This is a genomic window from Bradyrhizobium sp. CCBAU 11430 (assembly GCF_028128855.1).
Classification (GTDB): domain Bacteria; phylum Pseudomonadota; class Alphaproteobacteria; order Rhizobiales; family Xanthobacteraceae; genus Bradyrhizobium; species Bradyrhizobium ottawaense.
This window is the reverse complement of sequence record NZ_LBJV01000054.1, coordinates 105,700-128,597: the sequence shown is the minus strand read 5'-3', so window position 1 is coordinate 128,597 and position 22,898 is coordinate 105,700. Positions and strand designations below refer to the sequence as shown.

18 protein-coding genes are annotated in these 22,898 nt (G+C 64.7%); 12 read left to right on the top strand and 6 right to left on the bottom strand.

Annotated features, from left to right (window positions below):
* Positions 1–4 precede the first annotated feature (4 nt).
* The 3 genes from XI04_RS16140 to XI04_RS16130 all read right to left on the bottom strand — a co-directional run bounded on the left by XI04_RS16140 (position 5) and on the right by XI04_RS16130 (position 2,561).
* Positions 5–280 (bottom strand): hypothetical protein, encoded by a 276-nt coding sequence (locus XI04_RS16140; protein ID WP_018322685.1) that lies wholly within the window; start codon positions 278–280, stop codon positions 5–7.
* 77 nt (positions 281–357) lie between these two features.
* Positions 358–1,215, bottom strand: a complete 858-nt coding sequence (locus XI04_RS16135; protein ID WP_212476182.1) for a VOC family protein — start codon at positions 1,213–1,215, stop codon at positions 358–360.
* 143 nt (positions 1,216–1,358) lie between these two features.
* On the bottom strand, positions 1,359–2,561 hold the full coding sequence (locus tag XI04_RS16130; RefSeq protein ID WP_038971808.1) for a urate hydroxylase PuuD: 1,203 nt from the start codon (positions 2,559–2,561) through the stop codon (positions 1,359–1,361).
* 210 nt (positions 2,562–2,771) lie between these two features.
* Between XI04_RS16130 and XI04_RS16125 the strand changes: the two genes are divergently transcribed.
* The gene (locus XI04_RS16125) at positions 2,772–4,106 is read left to right on the top strand and encodes a PQQ-dependent sugar dehydrogenase (RefSeq protein ID WP_212429104.1); all 1,335 of its coding nucleotides are present in this window, start codon (positions 2,772–2,774) and stop codon (positions 4,104–4,106) included.
* A gap of 173 nt (positions 4,107–4,279) precedes the next feature.
* Here XI04_RS16125 and XI04_RS16120 read toward each other — a convergent pair whose 3' ends face one another.
* The gene (locus tag XI04_RS16120) at positions 4,280–5,080 is read right to left on the bottom strand and encodes an SDR family NAD(P)-dependent oxidoreductase (RefSeq protein WP_038946946.1); all 801 of its coding nucleotides are present in this window, start codon (positions 5,078–5,080) and stop codon (positions 4,280–4,282) included.
* Positions 5,081–5,328: 248 nt separating this feature from the next.
* Here XI04_RS16120 and XI04_RS16115 point away from each other — a divergent pair, with 248 nt between their 5' ends.
* Genes XI04_RS16115 through cyoD form a run of 4 tightly spaced genes read left to right on the top strand, consistent with a single transcriptional unit; the run spans position 5,329 to position 9,176 of the window.
* Positions 5,329–6,162, top strand: coding sequence for a ubiquinol oxidase subunit II (locus XI04_RS16115; protein WP_028143133.1), 834 nt, complete (start codon positions 5,329–5,331; stop codon positions 6,160–6,162).
* Positions 6,152–8,152, top strand: coding sequence for a cytochrome o ubiquinol oxidase subunit I (gene cyoB / locus XI04_RS16110; RefSeq protein ID WP_028143132.1), 2,001 nt, complete (start codon positions 6,152–6,154; stop codon positions 8,150–8,152). The genes XI04_RS16115 and cyoB overlap by 11 nt, the downstream gene beginning before the upstream one ends.
* The gene (locus XI04_RS16105; protein ID WP_038946948.1) at positions 8,152–8,793 is read left to right on the top strand and encodes a cytochrome (ubi)quinol oxidase subunit III; all 642 of its coding nucleotides are present in this window, start codon (positions 8,152–8,154) and stop codon (positions 8,791–8,793) included. Before cyoB ends, XI04_RS16105 begins: the two co-directional genes overlap by 1 nt.
* Entirely contained in the window at positions 8,790–9,176 is a 387-nt protein-coding gene (gene cyoD, locus XI04_RS16100; protein ID WP_018322693.1) for a cytochrome o ubiquinol oxidase subunit IV, read from the top strand. The genes XI04_RS16105 and cyoD overlap by 4 nt, the downstream gene beginning before the upstream one ends.
* A gap of 220 nt (positions 9,177–9,396) precedes the next feature.
* Here the strand turns inward: cyoD and XI04_RS16095 are convergent, their stop codons facing one another.
* Positions 9,397–10,185 carry a thermonuclease family protein gene (locus XI04_RS16095; protein WP_038946950.1) on the bottom strand — a complete coding sequence of 263 codons (789 nt, stop codon included), beginning with the start codon at positions 10,183–10,185 and terminating at the stop codon, positions 9,397–9,399.
* Positions 10,186–10,385: 200 nt separating this feature from the next.
* Between XI04_RS16095 and XI04_RS16090 the strand changes: the two genes are divergently transcribed.
* The 4 genes from XI04_RS16090 to XI04_RS16075 all read left to right on the top strand — a co-directional run bounded on the left by XI04_RS16090 (position 10,386) and on the right by XI04_RS16075 (position 15,334).
* Positions 10,386–11,984, top strand: coding sequence for a GMC family oxidoreductase (locus XI04_RS16090; RefSeq protein WP_271609704.1), 1,599 nt, complete (start codon positions 10,386–10,388; stop codon positions 11,982–11,984).
* A 7-nt stretch (positions 11,985–11,991) separates the two neighbouring features.
* Positions 11,992–12,438, top strand: a complete 447-nt coding sequence (locus XI04_RS16085) for a hypothetical protein (protein ID WP_038946952.1) — start codon at positions 11,992–11,994, stop codon at positions 12,436–12,438.
* A gap of 92 nt (positions 12,439–12,530) precedes the next feature.
* Positions 12,531–13,550 carry a S1C family serine protease gene (locus XI04_RS16080; RefSeq protein WP_271623726.1) on the top strand — a complete coding sequence of 340 codons (1,020 nt, stop codon included), beginning with the start codon at positions 12,531–12,533 and terminating at the stop codon, positions 13,548–13,550.
* 59 nt (positions 13,551–13,609) lie between these two features.
* The gene (locus XI04_RS16075; RefSeq protein ID WP_152103328.1) at positions 13,610–15,334 is read left to right on the top strand and encodes an FAD-dependent oxidoreductase; all 1,725 of its coding nucleotides are present in this window, start codon (positions 13,610–13,612) and stop codon (positions 15,332–15,334) included.
* 193 nt (positions 15,335–15,527) lie between these two features.
* On the opposite strand, the gene XI04_RS16070 is transcribed toward XI04_RS16075, so the two are convergent.
* On the bottom strand, positions 15,528–19,004 hold the full coding sequence (locus XI04_RS16070) for an indolepyruvate ferredoxin oxidoreductase family protein (protein WP_271609702.1): 3,477 nt from the start codon (positions 19,002–19,004) through the stop codon (positions 15,528–15,530).
* Positions 19,005–19,170: 166 nt separating this feature from the next.
* Between XI04_RS16070 and XI04_RS16065 the strand changes: the two genes are divergently transcribed.
* The 3 genes from XI04_RS16065 to XI04_RS16055 all read left to right on the top strand — a co-directional run bounded on the left by XI04_RS16065 (position 19,171) and on the right by XI04_RS16055 (position 22,881).
* The gene (locus tag XI04_RS16065) at positions 19,171–20,118 is read left to right on the top strand and encodes a hypothetical protein (protein ID WP_173015883.1); all 948 of its coding nucleotides are present in this window, start codon (positions 19,171–19,173) and stop codon (positions 20,116–20,118) included.
* A gap of 386 nt (positions 20,119–20,504) precedes the next feature.
* Positions 20,505–21,203 carry a cysteine hydrolase family protein gene (locus XI04_RS16060; RefSeq protein ID WP_028143122.1) on the top strand — a complete coding sequence of 233 codons (699 nt, stop codon included), beginning with the start codon at positions 20,505–20,507 and terminating at the stop codon, positions 21,201–21,203.
* A 10-nt stretch (positions 21,204–21,213) separates the two neighbouring features.
* The gene (locus tag XI04_RS16055) at positions 21,214–22,881 is read left to right on the top strand and encodes a hypothetical protein (protein WP_028143121.1); all 1,668 of its coding nucleotides are present in this window, start codon (positions 21,214–21,216) and stop codon (positions 22,879–22,881) included.
* Positions 22,882–22,898 lie beyond the last annotated feature (17 nt).

Sequence of the window (22,898 nt, the reverse complement as noted above, 5' to 3'; positions counted from 1 at the left end):
CTTGCTAGTCCTTGGGGAAATCCTTGCGCATCGCCATCTCGGCGGCATCGCCCGGCGACAGCACGGTCTGATCGAAAGCCGCTTGCGGCTTCGTCATGATGTCGTAGAGCGAGATGCCCTTGATCGGCTTGCCCATGAGCTCGCGGACGCAGTCGGCGAGCGTGCCGTTGTAGACGAGATAGGGCGGACCTCGGTCCTTCTGCCTCTCGCCCTTCAGCGACGGCCACTTCTTCAATTCGGCCGGCGCGTCATAGGCGATCGGCGATCCCTCTTTGAACATGCGTCGGGTCCCGGTGGCTTGGATTGCAGGGAATCCTAGAGCCGCCGGGTAAACACGCGTTAAAGAATTAGTTCAAATCAGGCGGCAATGAAGGCGAGCAGGGTGCCGTTGGCTTTGGCCGGCGGCACACAGAGCGCAGCCCCGCTGCGCACGGCGGCGGACCCCAGCGCCCTCTCGGTCGCGGCCAGATCGCCGCTGACGAGCACCAGCGCAGCGCCGCCGCGGTCGGAAAGGCCCGCGAGCGGCACGCCGGGATAGCGTTTGGCGAGCTGGTCCAGCGTCAGATAGACGAAGTCGGCCCGATCGCCGCCGGAGGGCACCGTGACCGCGCCGTCGGCCTCGGCGGTCGGTTCGCGGTCGATCAGCCTGCCGAGATGCGCGGCGTCCTTTGCCGGCTCCGGCGTTGCGATCAGCGTCTGCCTGATCCGCTTCGCCGCATTGGCGTGCTTCATCAACTCGGGAATCCAAACCGTGTCACGCGTCTTGTGCTGGCAAGCGAAGATGCGCACCCCGCCGGGCGCTTCCGCGGTCGGCCACATGAAAGTGCGGAATTTGGCCGCCGAGACCGTGCCGTTGGGCAAGGTTACCGGACGCTCGAAATCGGTCGGGCCGATCGGCGTCAAGCCTCGTGCGCGGATCTCCTCCGCGCCTTCAGCGGAATCGACCGCGGTGAAGGCGATACGCTCGATGCCTTCGCCGCGCTTGTCGAGGAAGGCGCGCGCCGGCACATTGTGCTCGGTCGCGACGAGCACGCCGAGCAGCTCCATATAATCGGGGTCGAACATGATGGTGTAATTGCCGGTGCCCATATGCGCGCTGTGGGTGCCGCGCGGCGACACGGTGAAGCCGAGCTGGCGGTAGTTCTCGGCAGCCTTGTCGAGGTCCTGAACCATGACCACGGCGTGGTCGATACCGATTATGTTCTTGAGGGCCACTGTTCTTTCCCCGCGCATGCAAATGACTTTGGGCCGCGTCGGCGGCCGCTGGTCCTGTCTACGCCGGATAGGCGGTCAAGTCATTTTCAATTCAGTAGGAGATGCGGAATTTCATTCCGCGGATCTGTCGACGCACGGCAGCATCAGCGAGCCTGCTCGAGATAGGCGGCAAGGATCGCACGTTCCTGGCTGGTCATCTCGGTGATGTTGCCCGGTGGCATCGCGCTGGACCAGGCCGCGACCCGGCCGATCAGGCGGATGTTGCGATGGATGTGCTCGGGCGCATCGAGCAGGATGCCCTTCGGCGCGGTCACGATGCCGGCCCAGACCGGCTCGGCGGCATGGCACATGCTGCAACGGGACATCACGATCTCCTCGACCGCGGCAAGGGTCGGCTGTGTCGGCAGTGCGCCCGACTTGACCTCGCGCGGTCCTGCGGCGGAGAGGAAGAGGATCGCAATCACGCCGATTGCTGCGACGCCCCACACCCACCATGGCGATTTCCGCCCCGCGTGGCGCTCGTTGAAGAAGTGGCGGATCACGGGGCCCAGCGCCAGGATGATCGCGACGATGATCCAGTTGAAGCGCGTGGCGTAGAGCAGGGGATAGTGGTTGCTGATCATCAGCACGACCACGGGCAGCGTCAGGTAGTTGTTGTGGACCGAGCGCTCCTTGCTGGCTTTGCCGAGCCTTGGATCCGGCACCTGTCCCGCGATCAGGCTGGCCACGATCTTCTTCTGATTCGGGATGATCAGCGCGAAGACGTTGGCGACCATGATGGTACCGATGATGGCGCCGATCTGGTTGAAGGCGCCACGGCCGCTCAGCACATGGGTGAAGGCATAGGTCAGTGCGACCAGGAACAGATAGCCGCCGATGGCGAAGGGCAGCTCGCGCTGGGCAAGGCCGGTACGGCAGGCGGCTTCATAGAGCAGCCACGCCAGTGCCAGGCTCGCAAGGCTGAACAGGCCGGCCTGGAACGGCGTGAGGTGGAGGATCGACTTGTCGACCAGGAACAGATCGGCCTCGAGATAATATACCACCACCATCAGCGCGAAGCCGGACAGCCAGGTGGTGTAGGCCTCCCATTTGAACCAGGTGAGCTCGTCCGGCATCTGGGAGGGGGCGACCAGATATTTCATGATCCGGTAGAAGCCGCCGCCATGGACCTGCCAGGCTTCGCCCTGGACGCCGTCGGGCAGGTCACTCGTTCGGTTGCCCTTGGGCCTGAGGCTGAGGTCGAGGGCGATGAAATAGAAGGAACTGCCGATCCAGGCGATCGCCGCCACCACGTGGAGCCAGCGCAGCAGCAGGCTCGCCCATTCCGATATGATGGATCCCCACATGATCATCCCGTCAATTGCGACAGCGATGCCGCAGCTTTGATGACCGCAACCCCCGCCCTTACAATGTGTCGCACCTATCCGCGGTGTTTTCCAGTACGATGGGCGCAGCTGATGCACATCGTGCGGGCATCAGGTGACGTGGGATGCGGCAGAGCTTCGACGTGTCGCGGTGGTATCGATGTTCGAGAGATTGCAGGCCGGGAGGACAATTTGAAGAGCAGAATTTTGTCCGTCGCGATATCCGCGGGGCTACTGATTGCTACCGGTGCGCAGGCCGAGCCGGTGTTGCAGGGCAAGGACGCTTATGGTGATTGGCAAGCCGACAAGCCAGGCACGGTCAGGCTGATCCGGCCGCAGGATCTGGTCAGGCCCGGCGCCACGCGCTCGGTTGCGAGCTCGTCACGCGTGGTGCCGCGCCCGGCCGAGGCTGCGCTTCAGGTGCCGGCGGGGTTCAAGATCGAGCTGTTTGCCGAAGGCCTGCGCGCGCCGCGCATCGTGCGGGTGGCGCCGAACGGCGACGTCTTTGTCGCGGAGACGCGGGCCGGCACCATTCGCGTGCTTCGTGCCGGGGAGGGCAACAAGATCGCGACCAATGAAGTGTTCGCCAGCGGACTGAGGCAGCCATTCGGCATCGCCTTCTTCCCGAACGGTGACAATCCGCAATGGGTCTACGTCGCCAACACCGACAGCGTCGTCCGCTTTCCCTATCAGGCCGGCGATCTCAAGGCGCGCGGCAAGGCCGAGACGATCGTGCCGAGCCTGCCGCATGACGGCGGCCATTCCACCCGCGACATCGTCTTCACGCCTGACAACAAGCGCATGCTGGTCTCCGTCGGCTCGCTCAGCAACGTTGCGGAAGGTTTGGGCACGCCGCCGGGCGGGATGGAGGCGTGGTCGAAAACGCAACCGCTCGGCGCGGCCTGGGCAAGTGAGACCGAACGCGCGGCGGTGCTGGCTTTCAATCCCGATGGCAAGGAGCGGAAGATCTACGCCACCGGCATCCGCAATTGCGTTGGTCTCGCAATTCAGCCGCAAACCGGTCTGCCCTGGTGCTCGACCAACGAGCGGGACGGCCTCGGTGACGATCTCGTCCCCGACTATGTGACCAGCGTGAAGGAAGGCGCATTCTACGGCTGGCCCTGGTTCTATATCGGCGCCAACGAGGACCCGCGCCATGCCGGTGCGCGGCCGGACATCAAGGACAAGGTGACGGTCCCCGACGTGCTGGTGCAGCCGCACTCGGCCTCGCTCGGCATGGCCTTCTATCAGGGCACGCAGTTTCCGCCCGAGTATCAGAGCGACGCCTTCGCGGCCGAGCATGGCTCCTGGAACCGGTCGAAGCGGACCGGCTACAAGGTGATCCGCATCCGGATCAAGGACGGCAAGCCGACGGGTGAGTACGAGGATTTCGTCACGGGTTTTGTCGTGAGCGACACGGAGGTGTGGGGCAGGCCGGTGGGAGTAGCCGTGGCGAAGGATGGATCGCTGCTGGTGTCGGAGGACGGCAACGGCACGATCTGGCGGGTAAGCCGACAGCCACAGTGACGGTTTACCCTCTCCCCTTGTGGGAGAGGGTGGCTCGCCGCGAAGCGGCGAGGCGGGTGAGGGGTATCTCTCCTCACGAAGATAGTTGCATGCGGATAGAACCCCTCATCCGGCGCTTCGCGCCACCTTCTCCCACAAGGGGAGAAGGAAAGGGCCACTGAGTTCGCCCGCACCTACCCCCGTCTCACGCTGGCTCCACCATCCACCGGCAGCGTCACGCCCGTAATGAAGTTCGCCTCATCCGACGCCAGAAACAGCGCGGCGTTGGCGACATCCCATCCGGTGCCCATCTTCCGACGCAGCGGCACCTTGCCGTCGCGTTCGGCTTCGACCTCGGCGCGGGTCTTGTGCCATTCACGGGCGCGGGTGTCGACGGCCATCGGTGTGTTCATCAGGCCGGGCAGGATGACGTTGGCGCGGATGCCGAATTCGGCGTTCTGGTAGGCGAGCTGTTCGGTGAAGGCGATCATCGCCGACTTCGTCGCCTTGTAGGCGACATAGGGATAATTCGTGATCGCCGCCATCGAGGAGATGTTGATGATGGCGCCGCTGCCCTGCGCGCGCATGATCGGGATCACCTCTTTCGCCGCCAGAATGCAGCTCTTCAGATTGATGGCGACGACGCGGTCGAACGCTTCCTCGGTCAATTGCAGCAGCTCGGCATCGCCGCCGGACAGGCTGACGCCGACATTGTTGTGCAGCACGTCGATCCGCCCCCAGCGCGACTGCGCGTCCTTAACCATCGCCTTGATGTCGGCCGACTTCGTGACGTCGGCCTTGAAGGCCGCGGCGGTGCCATGTTTCGCGGTGATCATCGCCACCGTTTCCTGCGCCGATTCCAGATGATGATCGACGCACAAGACCTTTGCGCCCTCGCGCGCGAAGGTCAGCGCGGTGGCGCGGCCATTGCCCATGCCTTCGCCGGGGCTCTGTCCGGCCCCGACGACGATGGCGACCTTGTCCTTCAAGCGCATTTCGGTTCACTCCCTGATCCGGACTTCCCATTATTTTCGTGCAGATTAGCAATCGCCCCGACCGGCGAGAAGGGCGCGGCTTTTGCGTTCATGTCATTGACATCGCATGGATTTGCATGTTGCGCCGGCCCAACGCGCATGGCTGGCCCTCGCGGTTCAGGAACCGTTCTGAGGTCGCCGCGTTTGTTGCGGAGCCTTTCCCGCGCTAGGCTCTGTCTTGGGGCTTCCCAACCGCCAGTGGCTTGCCGATGAATCTGCTCGACCCACAAGGGCCCGTGGCTGCGGCCAACAGCACGATTCTGGTCGATTCCGTCTTCATCATGCTCGTGATCGTGGTGCCGACCATTTTCGCGATTCTCGGTTTTGCGTTCTGGTTTCGCGCCTCGAATCCAAAAGCGCGCTACCAGCCTGACTTCGTCTATTCCGGCCGCGTCGAGATGGTGGTGTGGGCGATCCCTGCGCTCACCGTCATCCTGCTCGGCGGCGTCGCCTGGATCGGCTCGCATCAACTCGATCCCGCAGCACCGGTGCCGGGGACTGGAAGCCCGGTGCGCATCCAAGCGGTCTCGCTCGACTGGAAATGGCTGTTCATCTATCCGGACCAGCGCATCGCCACCGTCAACACGCTGACGGTGCCGGCCGGCGCCGAGCTGAACTTTCAGCTGACGTCGTCGAGCGTGATGAACACGTTCTTCATCCCGCAGCTCGGCAGCATGATCTACACCATGAACGGCATGGTGACGAAGCTGAACCTGCGCGCCGACAACGAAGGCAAGCTGCAGGGGTTGTCCGCGCATTTCTCCGGCGACGGCTTTCCCGACATGATGTTCGACGTCAACGTGGTCTCGCCGCTCGCCTTTCCGGAATGGGTGGCGACCACGGCGAAGACCGATGCCGTGCTGAATGAGGACAGCTACAAGAAGCTGATGCAGCAGGGCGTCGAGAAGGGCAGGCCGACCTACCGTCTCGACGATCCCCGGCTGTTCGATCTGATCGCAACCCAGCACATTCCGCCGGGACCGGGGCCGGAACTGCTCTCCGATGCAGGCCGTCCGCACAGTGGAGGCCACGATGCTCGGTAAGCTCGATTGGTCGGCCATTCCGTTCGATCAGCCCATCCCGCTGGTCGCGGGCGCAGTGGTGCTGGTCGCGATCCTGGGCGTGCTGATCTGGGTCGTGGTGAAGGGGCATCTGCCCTATCTCTGGAGCGAATGGATCACCAGCGTCGATCACAAGCGCATCGGCGTGATGTACATCCTGCTGGCCTCGGTGATGCTGCTGCGCGGTGGCAGCGACGCCATCATGATGCGGATCCAGCAGGCCGTCGCCTACCAGTCGCAGGGCTATCTGCCGCCGGAGCACTACAACCAGATCTTCTCGGCGCACGGTACCATCATGATCTTCTTCGTGGCGATGCCGTTCGTGATCGGGCTGATGAACCTGATCGTGCCGCTGCAGCTCGGCGTGCGCGACGTCGCTTTCCCGACGCTCAACTCGGTCGGGTTCTGGCTGACCGCGACCGGTGCGCTGCTGGTCAATCTCTCGCTCGTGGTCGGCGAGTTCGCGCGCACCGGGTGGCTCGCCTTTCCGCCGCTGTCGGAGCTGTCCTATTCGCCGGGCGTCGGCGTCGACTATTACGCCTGGTCGCTGCAGATATCCGGCGTCGGCACGCTGGTGGCCGGCATCAACCTCGTCACCACGGTGCTGAAGCTACGCACCAAGGGCATGAATTACCTGCGCATGCCGATGTTCTGCTGGACCACGCTGGCCTCGAACCTCCTCATCGTTGCAGCTTTTCCGATCCTTACCGCCACGCTCGCGATGCTGCTGCTCGACCGCTACCTCGGCTTCCACTTCTTCACCAACGAGGCCGGCGGCAACGTCATGATGTTCATGAACCTGATCTGGGCCTGGGGACATCCGGAGGTCTACATCCTCGTGCTGCCGGCCTTCGGCATCTTCTCCGAGGTGGTCTCGACCTTCTCCGGCAAGGGGCTGTTCGGCTATCGCTCGATGGTGCTTGCGACCATGGCGATCTGCGTCATTTCCTTCATGGTCTGGCTGCATCATTTCTTCACGATGGGCGCGGGGCCGGACGTCAATGCCATCTTCGGCATCGCCAGCATGATCATCGCGGTGCCGACGGGCGTGAAGATCTACAATTGGCTGTTCACGATGTATGGCGGCCGCATCCGCTTCGCGACGCCGATGCTGTGGGCGGTCGGCTTCATGGTGACCTTCATCGTCGGCGGATTGACGGGCGTCCTGCTCGCGGTGCCGCCGGCCGACTTCATGCTTCACAACAGCATGTTCCTGGTGGCGCATTTCCACAACGTCATCATCGGCGGCGTGCTGTTCGGCGCCTTTGCCGGCTTCGAATACTGGTTTCCGAAGGCGTTTGGTTTTCGTCTCGACGAACGCTGGGGCAAGCTGGCGTTCTGGTTCACCTTCCTCGGCTTCTTCATCACTTTCATCCCGCTCTACATTGCCGGCATGCTCGGCATGACCCGGCGCATGCAGCATTACGACGTCGCGGCGTGGCGGCCCTGGATGATCGTTGCAGCAATTGGCATGGCCGTGCTGACGATCGGGGTGATCTGCCAGATCGTGCAACTCGTGGTCAGCATCCGCAACCGCGAGTCGCTGCGCGACCGCACCGGCGATCCCTGGGACGGCCGTTCGCTGGAATGGGCGACCTCGTCGCCGCCGCCGGTGTTCAACTTCGCCTTCAATCCCGACGTGCGCGGCGAGGACGCCTATTGGGACATGAAAGTCCATGCCCAGCAGCAATCGCTCGAACGCGACAGGCCGGAATACCAGGACATCGAGATGCCCCGGAATTCCCCGACCGGCTTCGTCTGCGCGTTCTTCGCCACCGTCATGGGCTTTGCGCTGATCTGGCATATCTGGTGGATGGTGATCCTGGGCGGGATCGGCGCGTTCGCGACCTTCGTCGTGTTCGCCTGGCGCGACCACGACGAATACGTCATTCCCGCGCAGGAGGTCGCCGCGATTGACCGCATCAATCTCGAGGAACGACGCAGCCTCGTCAGCATGGCGGGGCCGGTCTGATGGCGATGACCGCGACCGCCGGCCATGCGCATGCCGATCCCCATCACATCGGGCTCGTCATCGAGCATCCCGGACCCGCTTCGAAGCGGATCGTGACCGCCTACGGCTTCTGGGTCTTCCTGCTGTCCGACATCGTGATGTTCTCCTGCTTCTTCGCGGCCTATGCGGTGCTGTCTGGGCAGACGGCCGGCGGCCCGAAGGGCTCTGAGATCTTCGAGCAGAGGAATGTCGCGATCGAGACGGTCTGCCTGCTGTTGTCGAGTTTTACCTGCGGCATGGCCAGCATTGCCGCCGATGTGCGCAACCGGTTCTGGTTCTATCTCGGCATGGGCGTGACTTGTCTGTTGGGACTCATATTCCTGACGATCGAATTCCGCGAATTCGCCGACCTCGTCGCGCGCGGCTATGGCCCGTCGCGCAGCGCGTTCCTGACCGCGTTTTTCTCGCTGGTCGGCTGCCACGGCCTGCATGTCTCGGCCGGCGTGCTGTGGCTCCTCACCATGATGGCCCAGGTGTTTGCGAAAGGCTTTCGCGCCGACGTCCTGCGCCGGATGATGTGCTTTGCGCTGTTCTGGCACGCGCTCGACATCGTCTGGGTCGGGGTGTTCTCCGTCGTCTATTTGCTTGGGAGTGCCGCATGAGCGATCAGAGCCACGCGCGGAGCGACCACGACCTCGCGCCGGGCGAGGAAGAGCAACACAGTGTCGGCACCCGTATTCTCGGCTACGTCGTCGGCCTTGTCCTGGCGCTGCTGCTCACGGCGACGTCGTTCTTCATCGCCGGCACCGATCTGGTCTGGCAGCCCTCCATCCCGGTTGCGTTGATCGTGCTGGCGATCGCGCAGATGGGGGTCCATCTGGTGTTCTTCCTGCACATCACGACCGGTCCCGACAACACCAACAACGTGCTGGCGCTGGCCTTCGGCCTGCTGGTGGTCTTCCTGGTGGTGGGCGGCACGGTCTGGATCATGGCGCATCTGAATGCGAACATGCCGCCGATGGACCAGATCATGCGGATGCAGTGATAGAGCCGCCCAAAAAAGAAGAGCCGCTTGTTGTGACAAGCGGCCCAAGTCTAGGGAGGAAACGCCCAAGCAGGGCAATCGGGCCGGAGCCGGATTGCTGCCAAGGAAACGCTCGCGCAAGCGCTTGCGTTACCTTTATGAGTGCAGCAACTCGCGAAGGAGTTCAATTCCGGATCAATACGGTCCCGGTCTACTACTCACGGATGCGTGAGGGAATTATTCACTTCGGCCGGCGGCAGTTATAGGCCTTGCGGAAGCCGGCCGCCTGGGCGTCGTCCTCCGAACAGAACCAGCGGTCCGGCTTGGTGGTCGCCGGGTAGCTCGGGCAACCCCGCAAATGATAGATGCCGATATTGCCGGTGACGCGTGCGCGCACCGCGAGCTTTCCCTTGATGCTGCAACTCGGCGGCATCGTCAGCTCCTCCGGGAACAGCACGGCCCGAATTTCCTTGTCGCGGTCGGGGCGGCAGGCGGCGCCCAGCAGTGCGCCGTCCTTCTTGCCCGCGCGGAAGTCTTGCGGTGCAACAAAACAGCCCTTCCAGATCCCGGCGGCAGCTGACTTGGCCTCGGCCACGGCCGGCTTGACGTTCGCCTTGATCGGCTCCCGCGCAACGGCAAAGCCGAGCTTGACCAGCTGTTCGTTCAAGCTGGCCTTGTCGCCCTCGGCCGTGCAGATCGCCCGGTGCCGTTTGCCAAAACTCTTCTCCGGCCCGACATCGTCACAGCGCACGGAGCGCTTGTTGATCAGCTTCGCCAGCTGGTCGCGAGCCTCGATGCCGCAGGTCCAGGGATCGGCGTGGTCGTCGATGCAGACCTGGTCGAGCTCGGGCGCGTCGACGCCGTCGAGACGGTAGGTAACGTCGCCAAGCTGGATGGAGTTGCCGTCGCGGACTGTCGCGGCGGCGGTCAGCGCGGAAGCCGGCTCGGAAGACGCCAGGACTCCGGACAAGGCGAAAAACAAAACGAGCGCAAAAGCGCGGGCGGCGGCAAAGACATTTCGGAAGGACATACGGTCTCGCTATCGATTGCTCGTGCGCCTGTTCCTAGCATCCGGATGTGGCGATACCAATGGTCTGCACCCTGCGAAGTGCGACATTCCGGCCCCGCGGCTTTACTCCCCGCCCGCTCTGACCCTATCGTTCGCGGGCCTTGCGGACCGTGCAGGCCGAATCGCCCGGGAAGCGGCGAGGGCGGGAGGAAAAGGTTGCGATGAAAGACCCCGTGGACGTCCTGATCATCGGCGCCGGCGCTTCGGGCGCGGCGGTGGCGTGGTCGCTGGCCGAGACCAAGATGCACATTCTCTGCCTGGAGCAGGGCGGCTGGATGAACCCGGCGGAATATCCCAGCACCGGCCGCGACTGGGAGGCCAAGTTCTACGGCGAGTGGTCGTCGAGCCCGAACGTGCGCGGCCGGCCCGAGGACTATCCGATCAACGACGACAATTCGCCGATCAAGGTCGTGAACTACAACGCGGTCGGCGGCTCCACGGTGATGTACACCGCGCACTGGCCGCGGCTGCATCCCTCCGATTTCAAGGTGAGGACGCTGGACGGCGTCGCAGACGACTGGCCGATCGATTACGACGCGCTGACCCCGTTCTTCGAGGAGAACGATCGGATCATGGGCACGTCGGGCTTGTCAGGCGATCCGCTCTCGCCGCTGACGCATCCGCCGATGCCGCAACAGCCGCTCGGATTGTCCGGCGCCATCATCGGCAAGGCCATGAACAAGCTCGGCTGGCACTGGTGGCCGTCAGACACGACGGTCGCGACGATGGATTATGAGGGCCGGGCGCGATGCATCAATCTCGGCCATTGCACGCCGGCCTGCGCGCAGGGCGCGAAATCCTCCACCGACATCACCTATTGGCCGCAGGCGATTCGCGCCGGCGTCGAGCTGCGCACTCATTGCCGGGTGCGCGAGATCACCACCGACGAGAACGGTATGGCTTCGGGCGTGGTCTATTACGACAAGGACGGCATCGAGCAGTTCCAACCCGCGCATGTCGTCATCATCGCCTGCAACGGCGTCGGCACGCCGCGGCTATTGCTGAATTCAGCGTCTTCGCGTTTTCCGAATGGGCTTGCCAATTCGTCGGGCCTCGTCGGCAAGAATTTGATGTTCCATCCCTACGCGCAGATCTACGGCTATGTAAAAGAACCGACCGATAGCAACCGCGCGCCGCCGACCTGCCTGTGGAGCAAGGAGTGGTACGACACGGACCCCTCGCGTGGCTTCGTGCGCGGCTATGGCGTTCAGTTCGTGCGCGGGGCCGGACCGGTGTTTGAGGCTGTCGTCAGCGAGCAAAAGGGCATTCTGCCCTGGGGCGAGGATCATCACCGCGTCTTCCGCAAGCTCAACGGCCACCGGCTCGGATTTTCCGCGATCTGTGAGGATCTGCCGGAGGAGCATAATCGCGTCACGCTCGATCCCGTCCTGAAAGACAGCCACGGCATTCCCGCGCCGAAGATCGACTACACCATCAGCGAGAACAGCCGGAAGATGATGGAACATGCGCTGGCGCGTGGCCGGGAGGTTTTGGAGACCGCGGGCGCCACCGATATCTGCATCAACTCGCCGATCCCCTGGGGCGGTTGGCACCTGCTCGGCACCGCGCGGATGGGGACCGATCCCAAGAGCTCCGTGGTCAATGAATGGGGCCGCACGCACGACGTCAAGAATCTCTTCATCGTCGACGGCAGCATTTTTGTCACGTCAGGCGGCGTGAACCCGACCTCCACCATCCAAGCCCTCGCGCTCTACATCGCCGACCAGATGAAGCAGCGCCTCGCCAATTTGTTTGATTAAGGCCGCCATGTCCGCAGACAATCTCACGCGCACCCAACGCGACGACCTCCGCAGCATCGCCGCGATGATCGTTCCCGCCAGCGACGAGTACAAGGTGCCCGGCGCCGACGATCCCGCGATCCAGGCAGATATGCTCGCAACGCTTGGCCGCGATACCAAATTGGTCGCGGCCGCGCTGGATGATCTGGCGCGGCTGGCAGGAGCGCCGCTCGCCGAGCTCGATGCCGCCAGGCGCGATGCGGTGGCGCAGGAGTTTCGCAAACACGGCGGCGTCGCCGCCGCGACGCTCGTCCGCGTCGTGCTGCAATGCTACTACCGCGACGACCGCGTGCTGGGTTCGCTGGGGATCGAACTGCGGGCGCCATTCCCGAAGGGCCATGTGCTTCCGGATGGGGACTGGTCGCTGCTCGACCCGGTGAAGGCGAGGGCCGGTACGCTCAGGCGGGCGCCCTAGCCATCTGGGCAGTCCAGCCCTGCGCCCCCGGCTGGCACCTTGCGCGGCCGGGCACAGGCCACCATCTGTGTGAGCCTTCAAGGACTCTTGCCATGCTGGATTTCACCTCAGATATCGTCGATGACGCCGCGTCATCGCGAACGACGGCATCTGCGCCGGCCGATGACCGGGCGTTGCTGGACGCCTATTCCAATGTCGTGATCGATGTGACCGACCGGGTCGGCCCCGCGGTCGTGCGTGTCGAGACCGGGCCAAAAGTGCCGAACGGCCGTGAGCGCGGCGGACTCGGCTCGGGCATCGTGATCTCACCTGATGGCCTCGTCCTCACCAACAGCCACGTGGTCGGCACGTCGAAGGAGATCCGGCTGCGCGACGTCGAGGGCCATGTCGGCGAGGCCCAGTTGCTCGGCGTCGATCCCGACACCGACCTCGCGTTGCTGCGCGCCAATGGCGTGCGCGACTTACCCTATGCCGCGCTCGGCAACTCCAAGACCTTGCGCCGCGGGCAGCTCGTGATCGCGATCGGCAATCCGCTCGGCTTCGAATCGACCGTGACTGCCGGCGTGGTCTCGGCGCTCGGCCGCTCGATCCGCTCGGTCAGCGGCCGCACCATCGAGGACGTGATCCAGACCGATGCCGCGCTCAACCCCGGCAATTCCGGCGGCCCGCTGCTGTCGTCGAATGCCGAGGTGATCGGCATCAACACCGCCATCATCAACGGCGCGCAAGGCATCTGCTTCGCGGTTGCCAGCAATACCGCGCAATTCGTGCTGTCGGAGATCATCCGCCACGGCTATGTCCGCCGCGCCTATATCGGCGTCGCCGGACAGACCGCGCCGGTGCCGCGGCGGCATGCGGTGCTGGCCGGCATCGAAAACAAGATGGGCGCGCTGCTCGCGCAGATCGAGCCGGACGGTCCGGCGGCGAAGGCGGGACTGTTGCCCGGCGACGTCGTGATCAGGCTCGACGGCGTCGAGATCAACGGCGTCGACGATCTGATCCGCGTGCTCGATCGCGACCGGATCGGCCGGCGCCTCGCCTTGGACGTGCTGCGGCTCGGCCGCCTGCGGGCGATCGACATCGATCCGATCGAGCGTAAGCCGCAGCGCTAGCGTCGGCCCCTCCGGGCGAGGTATGACGGTGTCATGCCTCGTCCCCGGAAACCCGCCGCATGATGCCGGCGCATGAGACCTACGACGTCATTGTCATCGGCGCCGGTGCCGGTGGCATGACGGCGGCGGCCGTTGCCGCTGCGCAGGGCCTGCGCGTGCTGGTGATCGAGAAGACCGCGTTCGTCGGCGGCACCACCGCGTGGTCCGGCGGCATGGTCTGGATCCCCGCCAATGCTAAGATGAAGGAGGCCGGGCTCTCCGACAGCGTCGCGGATGCCGTCCAATATCTGTCGAGCACGGTGCCCGAGCCCGCCAATGCCGGCCTGCGTGCCGCCTTCCTCGCGCGCGGGCCCGAGGCGATCGCCTATCTCGAAGCCAACACGGAAGTTCGTCTCCAGCCGGTGAAGACCTGTCCGGATTGTTATCCGGAGCGGCTGGGCGCAACGTCTGGCGGCCGCGTGCTGGAGCCGGTCGGTTTCGCTGGCACGCGGCTCGGCGCCGCTTTTGCGCGATTGCGGCCACCGCTGCCGGAGTTCACCCTGTTCGGCGGGATGATGGTCAATCCTCTCGACGTTCCGCATTTGCGCAGCGTTGGAAAATCGCTGCGCTCGACCATGCGCGCGGCGCGGCTGGTCTCTCGATATGCGCTGCAGCGGCTGCGCAGCCCGCGCGGAACGTCGCTGCATCTCGGCAACGCACTTGCCGCGCAGCTCTATGCTTCGCTGCTGGCGCGGCAGGTCGAAGTTCTCTTCAGCGCCGACGTCGAAGACCTCTCGATGCAGGGCGAACGCGTCAGCGGCGTGGTGATCCGTCATGGCTCCCGCGATCGGCCCATCGCAGCGCGCCGCGGCGTGGTGCTGGCGACCGGCGGCTTTTCGCACGATTCGAGCTTGCGCAAGCGCTTCTTCCCGGCGGCGGCTGGATTTGTCTCGGCGACCAACCCCTCCAGCACCGGCGACGGACTTCGGCTCGCGGCAACGACTGGTGCCGCGCTCAATACGGACGCGACCAGCCCGGCCTATTGGGTGCCGGCCTCGCTGTTCCGCCGCGCCGACGGCAGCCGCGGCGTGTTCCCGCACCTTGTGACCGACCGCGCCAAGCCCGGTGTGATCGCCGTCAACGCAGCGGGCCGGCGTTTCGTCAACGAGGCGCTGTCCCACCACGAGTTCGTGCTCGCCATGCTCCGTCATGGCGATGGCGAGCCGGACCGGCCGTTCTATTTGATCTGCGACCGCCGGTTCCTGTGGGCTTACGGCCTCGGCCGCATCAAGCCGTTCACGCGCAGCTATCGGCGCTATGTGGCGAGCGGCGAGTTGGTCGAGGCGCCTGATATCGCGGGGCTCGCGGCGAAGATCGGCGTCCAGCCGCCGGTGCTGGCGGCGACGGTCGCGAGCTACAACGAAGGCGCGAAGGAGGGGCGCGATGGCGAATTCGGCCGCGGCAGCACCCTCTACCAGCGCCATCTCGGCGATATCAGCCACAAGCCCAATCCCTGCGTTGCGCCGATCGTCCGCGCGCCGTTGTTCGCGATGCGCATCCATCCGGCTGATCTCGGCACGGCCATCGGCATGAAGGTCGATGCGCAAGCCCGTGTGCTGCGCGAGGACGGCACGCCGATCGCCGGCCTCTACGCCTGCGGCAACGACATGGGCTCGATCATGAACGGCAATTATCCGGCGCCGGGGATCACGTTAGGGCCGGCGCTGACGTTCGGGTATATTGCGGGGCGGCACCTGGCGGAGGGGGCGATGATCGCGCCGAGTGCTGCGAAGGCGGTTGTCTGAGGAGCGCACCCGCTATATCCGCGCCATTGCGAGCGTAGCGACTTGTCCGCCGAAGCCTTGGCGATGGCGGAAGCAATCCAGAATCCTTCGTGGAGGCAGTCTGGATTGCTTCGTCGCATCAGCGCAAAATTGCTGCGCAATTTTGTCGCGAGCTCCTCGCAATGACGCGTGGAGAGAGCTTGCGTCCTCACCGCTACTCCGCCGCCGCCGCAAAACGGCTGTTCTCCAGCTCCGCCTCCAGCCGCGCCGTCTCGGCCGCTGCCAGCTTGATATTGGCCTCCTTGACGTGGCCGAAGCCTCGGATCGTCTCGGGCACCCTCGCGAGCCTTGCCAGCAGCGGGATCTGCTCTGCCTTCAAACCCGCGATCCGCTGATCGATCATGCCGAGATAATCTTCAACCAGCTTCCGCTCCTTCCGGCGCTCCTCGGTGCGGCCGAACGGATCGAGCGCGCTGCCACGCAGGAATTTAAGCTTGGCGAGAACGCGGAAGGCATGGATCATCCAGCCGCCGAACTCCTGCTTCTGCAGCCGGCCTGTCGTCTTGTCGCGCTTCGCGAAGATCGGCGGCGCCAAATGGTATTTCAGGGTGAAGTCGCCGTCGAATTTTTCGGACACCTTGTTAGCAAAGCTGCCGTCGGTGTAGAGCCGCGCGACCTCGTACTCATCCTTGTAGGACATCAGCTTGAACAGGTTTTTCGCGACGGCCTCGGTCAGCTCGGTTGACGCTGGCGAAGCCGCACTCTCGGCTTGGCGCACCTTGGCAACAGCCGCGAGGTAGCGGCCGGCATAGGCTTTGTCCTGATAGCTGGTCAAGAACGCCGCGCGGGTGGCGATGATGTCGTCGAGCGACTTCACAGGCGCGGATGCACGGCTCTTGAACTGGAGCACGCTGCGCACCCGCGACATGTCGTGGGCGGCCATGCGCCCCCAGGTGAAGGCGAGCTTGTTCATCTCGATCGCGGCGCCGTTGATTTCGATGGCGCGCAGCAGTGCTTCCAGCGACAGCGGGATCGCGCCCTTCTGGAAGGCAAAGCCGAGCATGAAGGGGTTGGTCGCGATGCTGTCGCCCAACAGCGCGGCGGCAATGCCGGTGGCATCGATGATATCGAGGTTCTTGTCGCCGACGGCGTCGCGCAGCACCGTCTGCATCGTGCCCATCTCGAAGTCGAGATCGGGATTTTGCACGAAGCTCGCGGTCGGCTGCAGGTCGGCGTTGATATAGGCTTTGGTCACGCCACGTTCGGCGCGGCTGAGCGCGGTGGGGCCGGCCGAGACGATCATGTCGCAGCCGAGGATGACGTCGGCGCCGCCCGTGGTGATGCGGACCGCGGAGATATCCTCCGGCCTCCGTGCGATGCGGACATGGCTCATCACGGCACCGTTCTTTTGCGACAGGCCGGTGAAGTCGAGCGCCGAGCAGCCGCGGCCGTCGACATGGGCGGCCATGCCGAGCAGCGCGCCGATGGTGATGACGCCGGTGCCGCCGATGCCGGTGACGAGGATGTTGTAGGGCGCGTCCAGCTCGCGTGCGGGCGGCAGCGGCAGGTCGGCGAAGAGCTGGCCTGAATCGACGGCCGAAGTCTTCATGCGCTTGAGCGAACCGCCATGGACGGTCACGAAACTTGGGCAGAAACCCTCGACGCAGGAAAAGTCCTTGTTGCAGTTCGACTGGTCGATCTGGCGCTTGCGGCCGAACTCGGTCTCGAGCGGTTGCACCGAGACGCAGTTGGAGGCCTGCGAACAGTCGCCGCAGCCTTCGCAGACCAGCTCATTGATGAAGGCGCGCTTGGCGGGATCGGGATAGAGCCCGCGCTTGCGGCGGCGGCGCTTTTCCGCCGCGCAGGTCTGGTCGTAGATGATGACCGTGAGACCCTTGATGTCGCGCAGGTCGCGCTGCACGGCATCGAGCTCGCGGCGATGGTGGATAGTCGCGCCTTGCGGGAAGTAGTTTCCTTGCGGGTACTTGCCCGGATCGTCCGAGACGATTGCAAGACGCTTGACGCCCTCGGCCCAGACCTGATGCGCGATCTGCGCGACATTGAAGGCGCCTTCGGCGGGCTGGCCGCCGGTCATCGCGACGGCGTCGTTGTAGAGGATCTTGTAGGTGATGTTGATGCCGGCGGCGGAGGCGGCGCGAAGCGCAAGCAGGCCGGAATGGGTGTAGGTGCCGTCGCCGAGATTCTGGAAGATGTGCGTCTCGGTGGTGAAGGGCGATTGCCCGATCCAGTTCACGCCCTCGGCGCCCATATGCGAGATCAGATCGGTGCGGCGGGTCGGCATGCTCAGGGCCATGCCGTGGCAGCCGATGCCGGCCATGGCGCGGCTGCCTTCGGGCACGCGCGTCGAGGTGTTGTGCGGGCAGCCCGAGCAGAAGAACGGCGTGCGCGCGAGCTTGATCTGCGTGTTGGCGGTGACCGGATTGTCGAAGGCCTCCAGCCGCGCGAGCCGCTGCTCCAGCACCGGGCTGTGATGGCCGAGCTTGCGCAGCCGTGCCACCAGCGCGCCCGCGACGATGGTCGGCGTCAGTTCGCCTTCGCTCGGCAGCAGTGGCGCGCCGCGCTCGTCGCGTTTTCCAGTGACGGTCGGGCGTCTGGACACATCGATATTGTAGAGGATGCGCATCAGCTGGTCTTCGATGAATCCGCGCTTCTCCTCGACCACGAGCACGTCTTGCAGACCCTCGGCGAAACGCTTGGCGCCGCTCTCCTCCAGCGGCCAGGTCAGCGCGACCTTGTAGATGCGAAGGCCCAGATCCTGCGCGTCCTTGTCGGTGATGCCGAGATCAGCCAGCGCCTGGCGCAGATCGAGATAGGCCTTGCCGGTCGCGACGATGCCGAGCCGCGCCGGCTTTGAATCGAGCACGATGCGGTCGAGCTGGTTGGCGCGCGCGAAGGCCTGCACTGCGGCCATTTTCGGGCCGAACAGGCGCCGCTCCGCCTCCAGCGGCGGATCGGGCCAGCGGATGTTGAGGCCGCCGGGTGGCATCTCGAAATCGTCGGGCAGCACGATCCTGATGCGTTCCGGATCGCTGTCGATCGACGCCGAGCTTTCCACCGTCTCGCTGATGGCCTTGAAGCCGACCCAGCAGCCGGAGAAGCGCGACAGCGCGAACCCATAGAGACCGAGATCGAGATAATCCTGCAGCGTCGCCGGATTGATTACGGGGATCAGCGCCGCCGCGAACACCTGCTCGCTCTGATGCGCCAGCGTCGAGGACTGGCAGCCATGGTCGTCGCCGGCGAGCGCGAGCACTCCGCCATTGAGTGACGTGCCGGCCGCGTTGGCGTGCTTGAGCGCATCGACCGAGCGGTCGACGCCGGGGCCCTTGCCGTACCAGATGCCGAACACGCCATCGACCTTGGCGCCGGGAAACAGCCCGACCTGCTGGCTGCCCCAGACCGCGGTTGCAGCCAGATCCTCGTTCAGGCCAGGGACGAAGGCGATGTCGTGCTGCTGGAGGTGCGACTTCGCGCGCCACAACGCGTGGTCGTACATGCCGAGCGGGGAGCCGCGATAGCCGGAGATGAATCCGCCGGTGTTGAGACCCTGGAGCCGGTCGCGTTCGCGCTGCAACATCGGCAAGCGAACCAGAGCCTGTGTGCCGGACAGGAAGATCCGCTTCGATTCGAGCCGGTATTTATCGTCCAGCTCGACCTGCAACAGCGTCATGTCGGGGATCCTTGTTGTCCTGGTCCGGCGAGGGATTTTGCGCCGCGGGAGATTTGCGGCCTTGCGAAGCGGAAGATACCCAGTCAAGAGCATGGGCCGGCGAAGTCAATATCGCTGGCCGCATCCGTGGCGCTCCTGCTAGTCATGGCTTCCAGTGGAGAACATCATGGCTGCAAAGGCATTCGACACCGAGATCACAGCGACGGCTGAGGCCCTGATCGGACCGTGGCGCCAGCCGCGTCAGATGCTGCAAGCGCAAACCTACGACGCGCACGCGTCCATTCACGACGACGCCACCGCGCAGAAGCTCGGCTTCAAGGGCGGTACCATCGAGGGCCCGACGCATTTCAGCCAGTTCGCCCCGCTCGGCGCGCAGCTGTGGGGACGCGCCTGGTTCGAGACCGGCTGCCTGTCCGCGCATTATCGCAGCGTCTGCTATGAGGGTGAGGAGGTGCAAGCGATCCTGTCGAAGCCACTGCCCGGGACGAGCCAGTGCCAGATTCGAATGGTCAAGCGCGATGGCACGGAGGTGCTGCGCGGCACGGCCTCCGTCGGCGAACCGCACGCCGCGACCGCGCTGGAGGCGCGCCTCGCCGAGCTCAAACCGCTCGCCGATCCCGTCATCCTGCGCGACGTCAAGGTGGCACAGACCGGCAAGCGGCAGACGGTCCGCATGGCGTTTGATCAAACCATGGGCGACCTTTATCCCTTCTCGCTGCGGCAGAAGCTCGCCGTCATCACCGAAAACTCGCCGTACTATTCGGGCGTCGACAACCCCTGGGGCAGACCGATCGTCCCGATGGAGATGCTGAGCGTGCTGTTCCAGTATCGCTCGAAGGACGATCCGCTGCCTGCCAAGGGGCCGGCAGTCGGCTTGTTCGCCGACCAGGAGATCAGGCTGGTGAAGGGGCCGCTCTTCGTCGACGAGGACTACGAAGTCGAGCGCGAGATCGTCGCGCTTTCCGGCAGCCGCCGCACCGAAAGCGCCTGGGCCAGGACGCGTGTGTTCGACAAGGCGGGCACGATGGTGGCCACCATGCTGCTGAACATGGCGACGATGAAGGACTCCTATGCGCCGTACGAGGAAGAGTATCGGCAGCTGTATGGGGCGTAGGGGCGAGCCGCGAGTGCTTCGCCTCTCCCCGCTCGCGGGGAGAGGCCGGATTGCATCGAAGATGCAATCCGGGTGAGGGGGACTCTCCGCGAGTCCGTCTCTCACCGTGATTGCGGAGGCAGCCCTCACCCCGACCCTCTCCCTGTAAGAACGGGGAGAGGGAAAAGAGAGAGCGTCGCCTCGGCATGACGGCGGAGGCCGCCCATCCTCTAGGCAAATGCCCGCCGCGAAGTCGTCGCACAGGGAATATGCAGACGCCGATCGCCGACGTAACCTTCTGACCACACAACGAATTCCCTAACGTCCGGCGCGCCATCGCAATTGTACACAATGGCACGGCGCTTGCAGAACTCCGGCAAAGAGAGTTCTCGCGAGGGGCGGGCGTCATGCTGGACTCGAGCAAGCCGACATTGGGCGTCATCAACGCCGAGCCCGAGCCGATCAAGCTCGACTGGCCGAGCACCGCGCTTCTCATCATCGACATGCAGCGCGACTTCATGGAGCCCGGCGGCTTTGGCGAGACGCTCGGCAACGACGTCAGCCAGCTCGCGCGCGCGGTGAAGCCGATCGGCGCGGTGCTGACGGCGGCGCGGGACACCGGCATGCTGGTGATCCACACCCGCGAGGGCCATCTGCCCGATCTCTCCGACGCGCCGCCGGCGAAAGTCGAGCGCGGCGCGCCGAGCCTGCGCATCGGCGATCCCGGCCCGATGGGCCGCATCCTCATCCGCGGCGAAGCGGGCCACGACATCATTCCTGAGCTCTACCCGCTCGACAGCGAGATCGTGATCGACAAGCCCGGCAAGGGCGCGTTCTACGCCACCGAGCTTGGCGACGTGCTGGAGAAATACGGCATCGAGAATCTGCTGGTGTGCGGCGTCACCACTGAAGTGTGCGTCAACACCACGGTGCGCGAGGCCAATGACCGCGGCTACCGCTGCGTCGTCATGTCGGACGGCTGCGCGTCCTACTTCCCCGAGTTTCACGAGATGGGCCTGAAGATGATCAAGGCCCAGGGCGGCATCTTCGGCTGGGTCGCAACCTCGGCCGCGGTTCTGGAGGCAATGAAGGTTTCGACCACATAGGGGTATTGTCATGAGCATATTGACGGGGACGGCCGGCAAGTCTGAGTTCAATACGTCTGAGTACAAGCCGGCACTATGGACATCGGGCGACTGGAATGCGTTTTTCGGCTTCGGCACCAACATCCTCGTCAACATGCTGGTGCTCACGGGCCTGTTGCGCTTCGTCCTGAAGATGCCTGATAGTCTGGTGTTCGGCCGCATCCTCCCCGCGCTCGGGCTGATGATGTGCCTCTCGACTTTCTACTACGCCTACCTCGCCTACCGTCTGGCGCAGAAGACCGGCCGTAACGACGTCTGCGCGTTGCCCTCGGGCGTCAGCGTGCCGCACATGTTCATCGTCACCTTCGTGATCATGCTGCCGATCACGCTGAAGACCGGCGATCCGCTCAAGGGCTGGTCCGCCGGCCTCGTCTGGGTATTCTTCCAAAGCTTCATCCTCATGATCGGCGGCTTCATCGCGCCGTTCATCCGCAAGATCACGCCGCGCGCGGCGTTGCTCGGCACGCTCGCCGGTGTCTCCGTCACCTTCATCTCGATGCGGCCGGCGCTGGAAATGTACATGACGCCGCAGATCGGCCTCGTCTGCTTTGCCATCATCCTGGTGAGCTGGTTTGGCGGCGTGAAATATCCGCGCGGCATTCCCGCAGGCCTCGTCGCCATCGCCGTCGGCATGATCATCGCATGGGGCTCGAACCTGTTCGGGCTCGGTCTCGGTGGACTAAGCGTCAAGGGTGTCGGCGATGCCTTTGCCAATTTCGGCTTCTCGGTGCCGCTCCCCGCCGTAGGCTACGTCTTTTCCGGCTTCGAATTCCTTGGCATCATCCTCGTCACCGCCATTCCGTTCGGCATCTATGACCTCGTCGAAGCCATGGACAATGTCGAGAGCGCGGAAGCCGCCGGCGACGAATATCCGACCACGCGGGTACTCACGGCCGACGGCGTCGTCAGCCTGATCGGCTGCCTGATGGGCAATCCCTTCATCAACGCCGTCTATATCGGCCATCCCGGCTGGAAGGCGATGGGCGGCCGCATCGGTTACTCCGCCGCAACCGGCATCATGGTGATCGTGCTGGCCTGGTTCGGCATCATCTCGGTGCTGCTGGCGCTGGTGCCCGTGGTCGCGATCTCGCCGATCTTGCTCTACATCGGCATGCTCATCGGCGCGCAGGCGTTCCAGACCACGCCGGTCAAGCACGCGCCCGCGATCGTGCTGGCGCTGACGCCGCATCTGGCCGCCTGGGCCAAGCTGCAGATCGACACGATGCTCGGCTCGACCATGAATGCGGCGGCAACCGTCGGCGGCATGGCCGCCGACAAGGCGGACGCGGTGAAGGCCGCCGCGATCGCAGCGTTGCCGCAGCAGGGCGTGTTCTACCACGGGCTCGAAGTCATGGGCGGCGGCTCCATCCTCGGCGGCCTCATCCTGGGCGCGATCGGCGTCTTCATCATCGAGCGCGACTTCGAGAAGGCATCAGGCTTCGCGCTGGTCGGTGCGGTCCTGACCTATTTCGGCTTCATGCATGGCGAGGCCGTCGGCATCGGCGGCGGATTCGGTGTCACGCCCGCCGTCGCGCTGGCCTACGCTGCGATGGCCGCCGGCCTGTTCGCGGCCAGCAAGCTCGGCGCCAGCGAACACTATGCCGCACATCCGGAGATGTCGGCCGCGCCGGCGGAGTAGTCAACGAGGTCAAGCTC

Excerpts from the sequence above, each read along its gene's own strand:
- XI04_RS16095 (WP_038946950.1), bottom strand. The coding sequence starts at position 10,185 with ATGTCCTTCCGAAATGTCTTTGCCGCCGCCCGCGCTTTTGCGCTCGTT.
- XI04_RS16085 (WP_038946952.1), top strand. The coding sequence starts at position 11,992 with ATGTCCGCAGACAATCTCACGCGCACCCAACGCGACGACCTCCGCAGC.
- cyoB (WP_028143132.1), top strand. The coding sequence starts at position 6,152 with ATGCTCGGTAAGCTCGATTGGTCGGCCATTCCGTTCGATCAGCCCATC.
- XI04_RS16105 (WP_038946948.1), top strand. The coding sequence starts at position 8,152 with ATGGCGATGACCGCGACCGCCGGCCATGCGCATGCCGATCCCCATCAC.
- XI04_RS16090 (WP_271609704.1), top strand. The coding sequence starts at position 10,386 with ATGAAAGACCCCGTGGACGTCCTGATCATCGGCGCCGGCGCTTCGGGC.
- cyoD (WP_018322693.1), top strand. The coding sequence starts at position 8,790 with ATGAGCGATCAGAGCCACGCGCGGAGCGACCACGACCTCGCGCCGGGC.
- XI04_RS16070 (WP_271609702.1), bottom strand. The coding sequence starts at position 19,004 with ATGACGCTGTTGCAGGTCGAGCTGGACGATAAATACCGGCTCGAATCG.
- XI04_RS16080 (WP_271623726.1), top strand. The coding sequence starts at position 12,531 with ATGCTGGATTTCACCTCAGATATCGTCGATGACGCCGCGTCATCGCGA.
- XI04_RS16060 (WP_028143122.1), top strand. The coding sequence starts at position 20,505 with ATGCTGGACTCGAGCAAGCCGACATTGGGCGTCATCAACGCCGAGCCC.
- XI04_RS16120 (WP_038946946.1), bottom strand. The coding sequence starts at position 5,080 with ATGCGCTTGAAGGACAAGGTCGCCATCGTCGTCGGGGCCGGACAGAGC.
- XI04_RS16075 (WP_152103328.1), top strand. The coding sequence starts at position 13,610 with ATGATGCCGGCGCATGAGACCTACGACGTCATTGTCATCGGCGCCGGT.
- XI04_RS16130 (WP_038971808.1), bottom strand. The coding sequence starts at position 2,561 with ATGTGGGGATCCATCATATCGGAATGGGCGAGCCTGCTGCTGCGCTGG.
- XI04_RS16115 (WP_028143133.1), top strand. The coding sequence starts at position 5,329 with ATGAATCTGCTCGACCCACAAGGGCCCGTGGCTGCGGCCAACAGCACG.
- XI04_RS16065 (WP_173015883.1), top strand. The coding sequence starts at position 19,171 with ATGGCTGCAAAGGCATTCGACACCGAGATCACAGCGACGGCTGAGGCC.
- XI04_RS16055 (WP_028143121.1), top strand. The coding sequence starts at position 21,214 with ATGAGCATATTGACGGGGACGGCCGGCAAGTCTGAGTTCAATACGTCT.
- XI04_RS16140 (WP_018322685.1), bottom strand. The coding sequence starts at position 280 with ATGTTCAAAGAGGGATCGCCGATCGCCTATGACGCGCCGGCCGAATTG.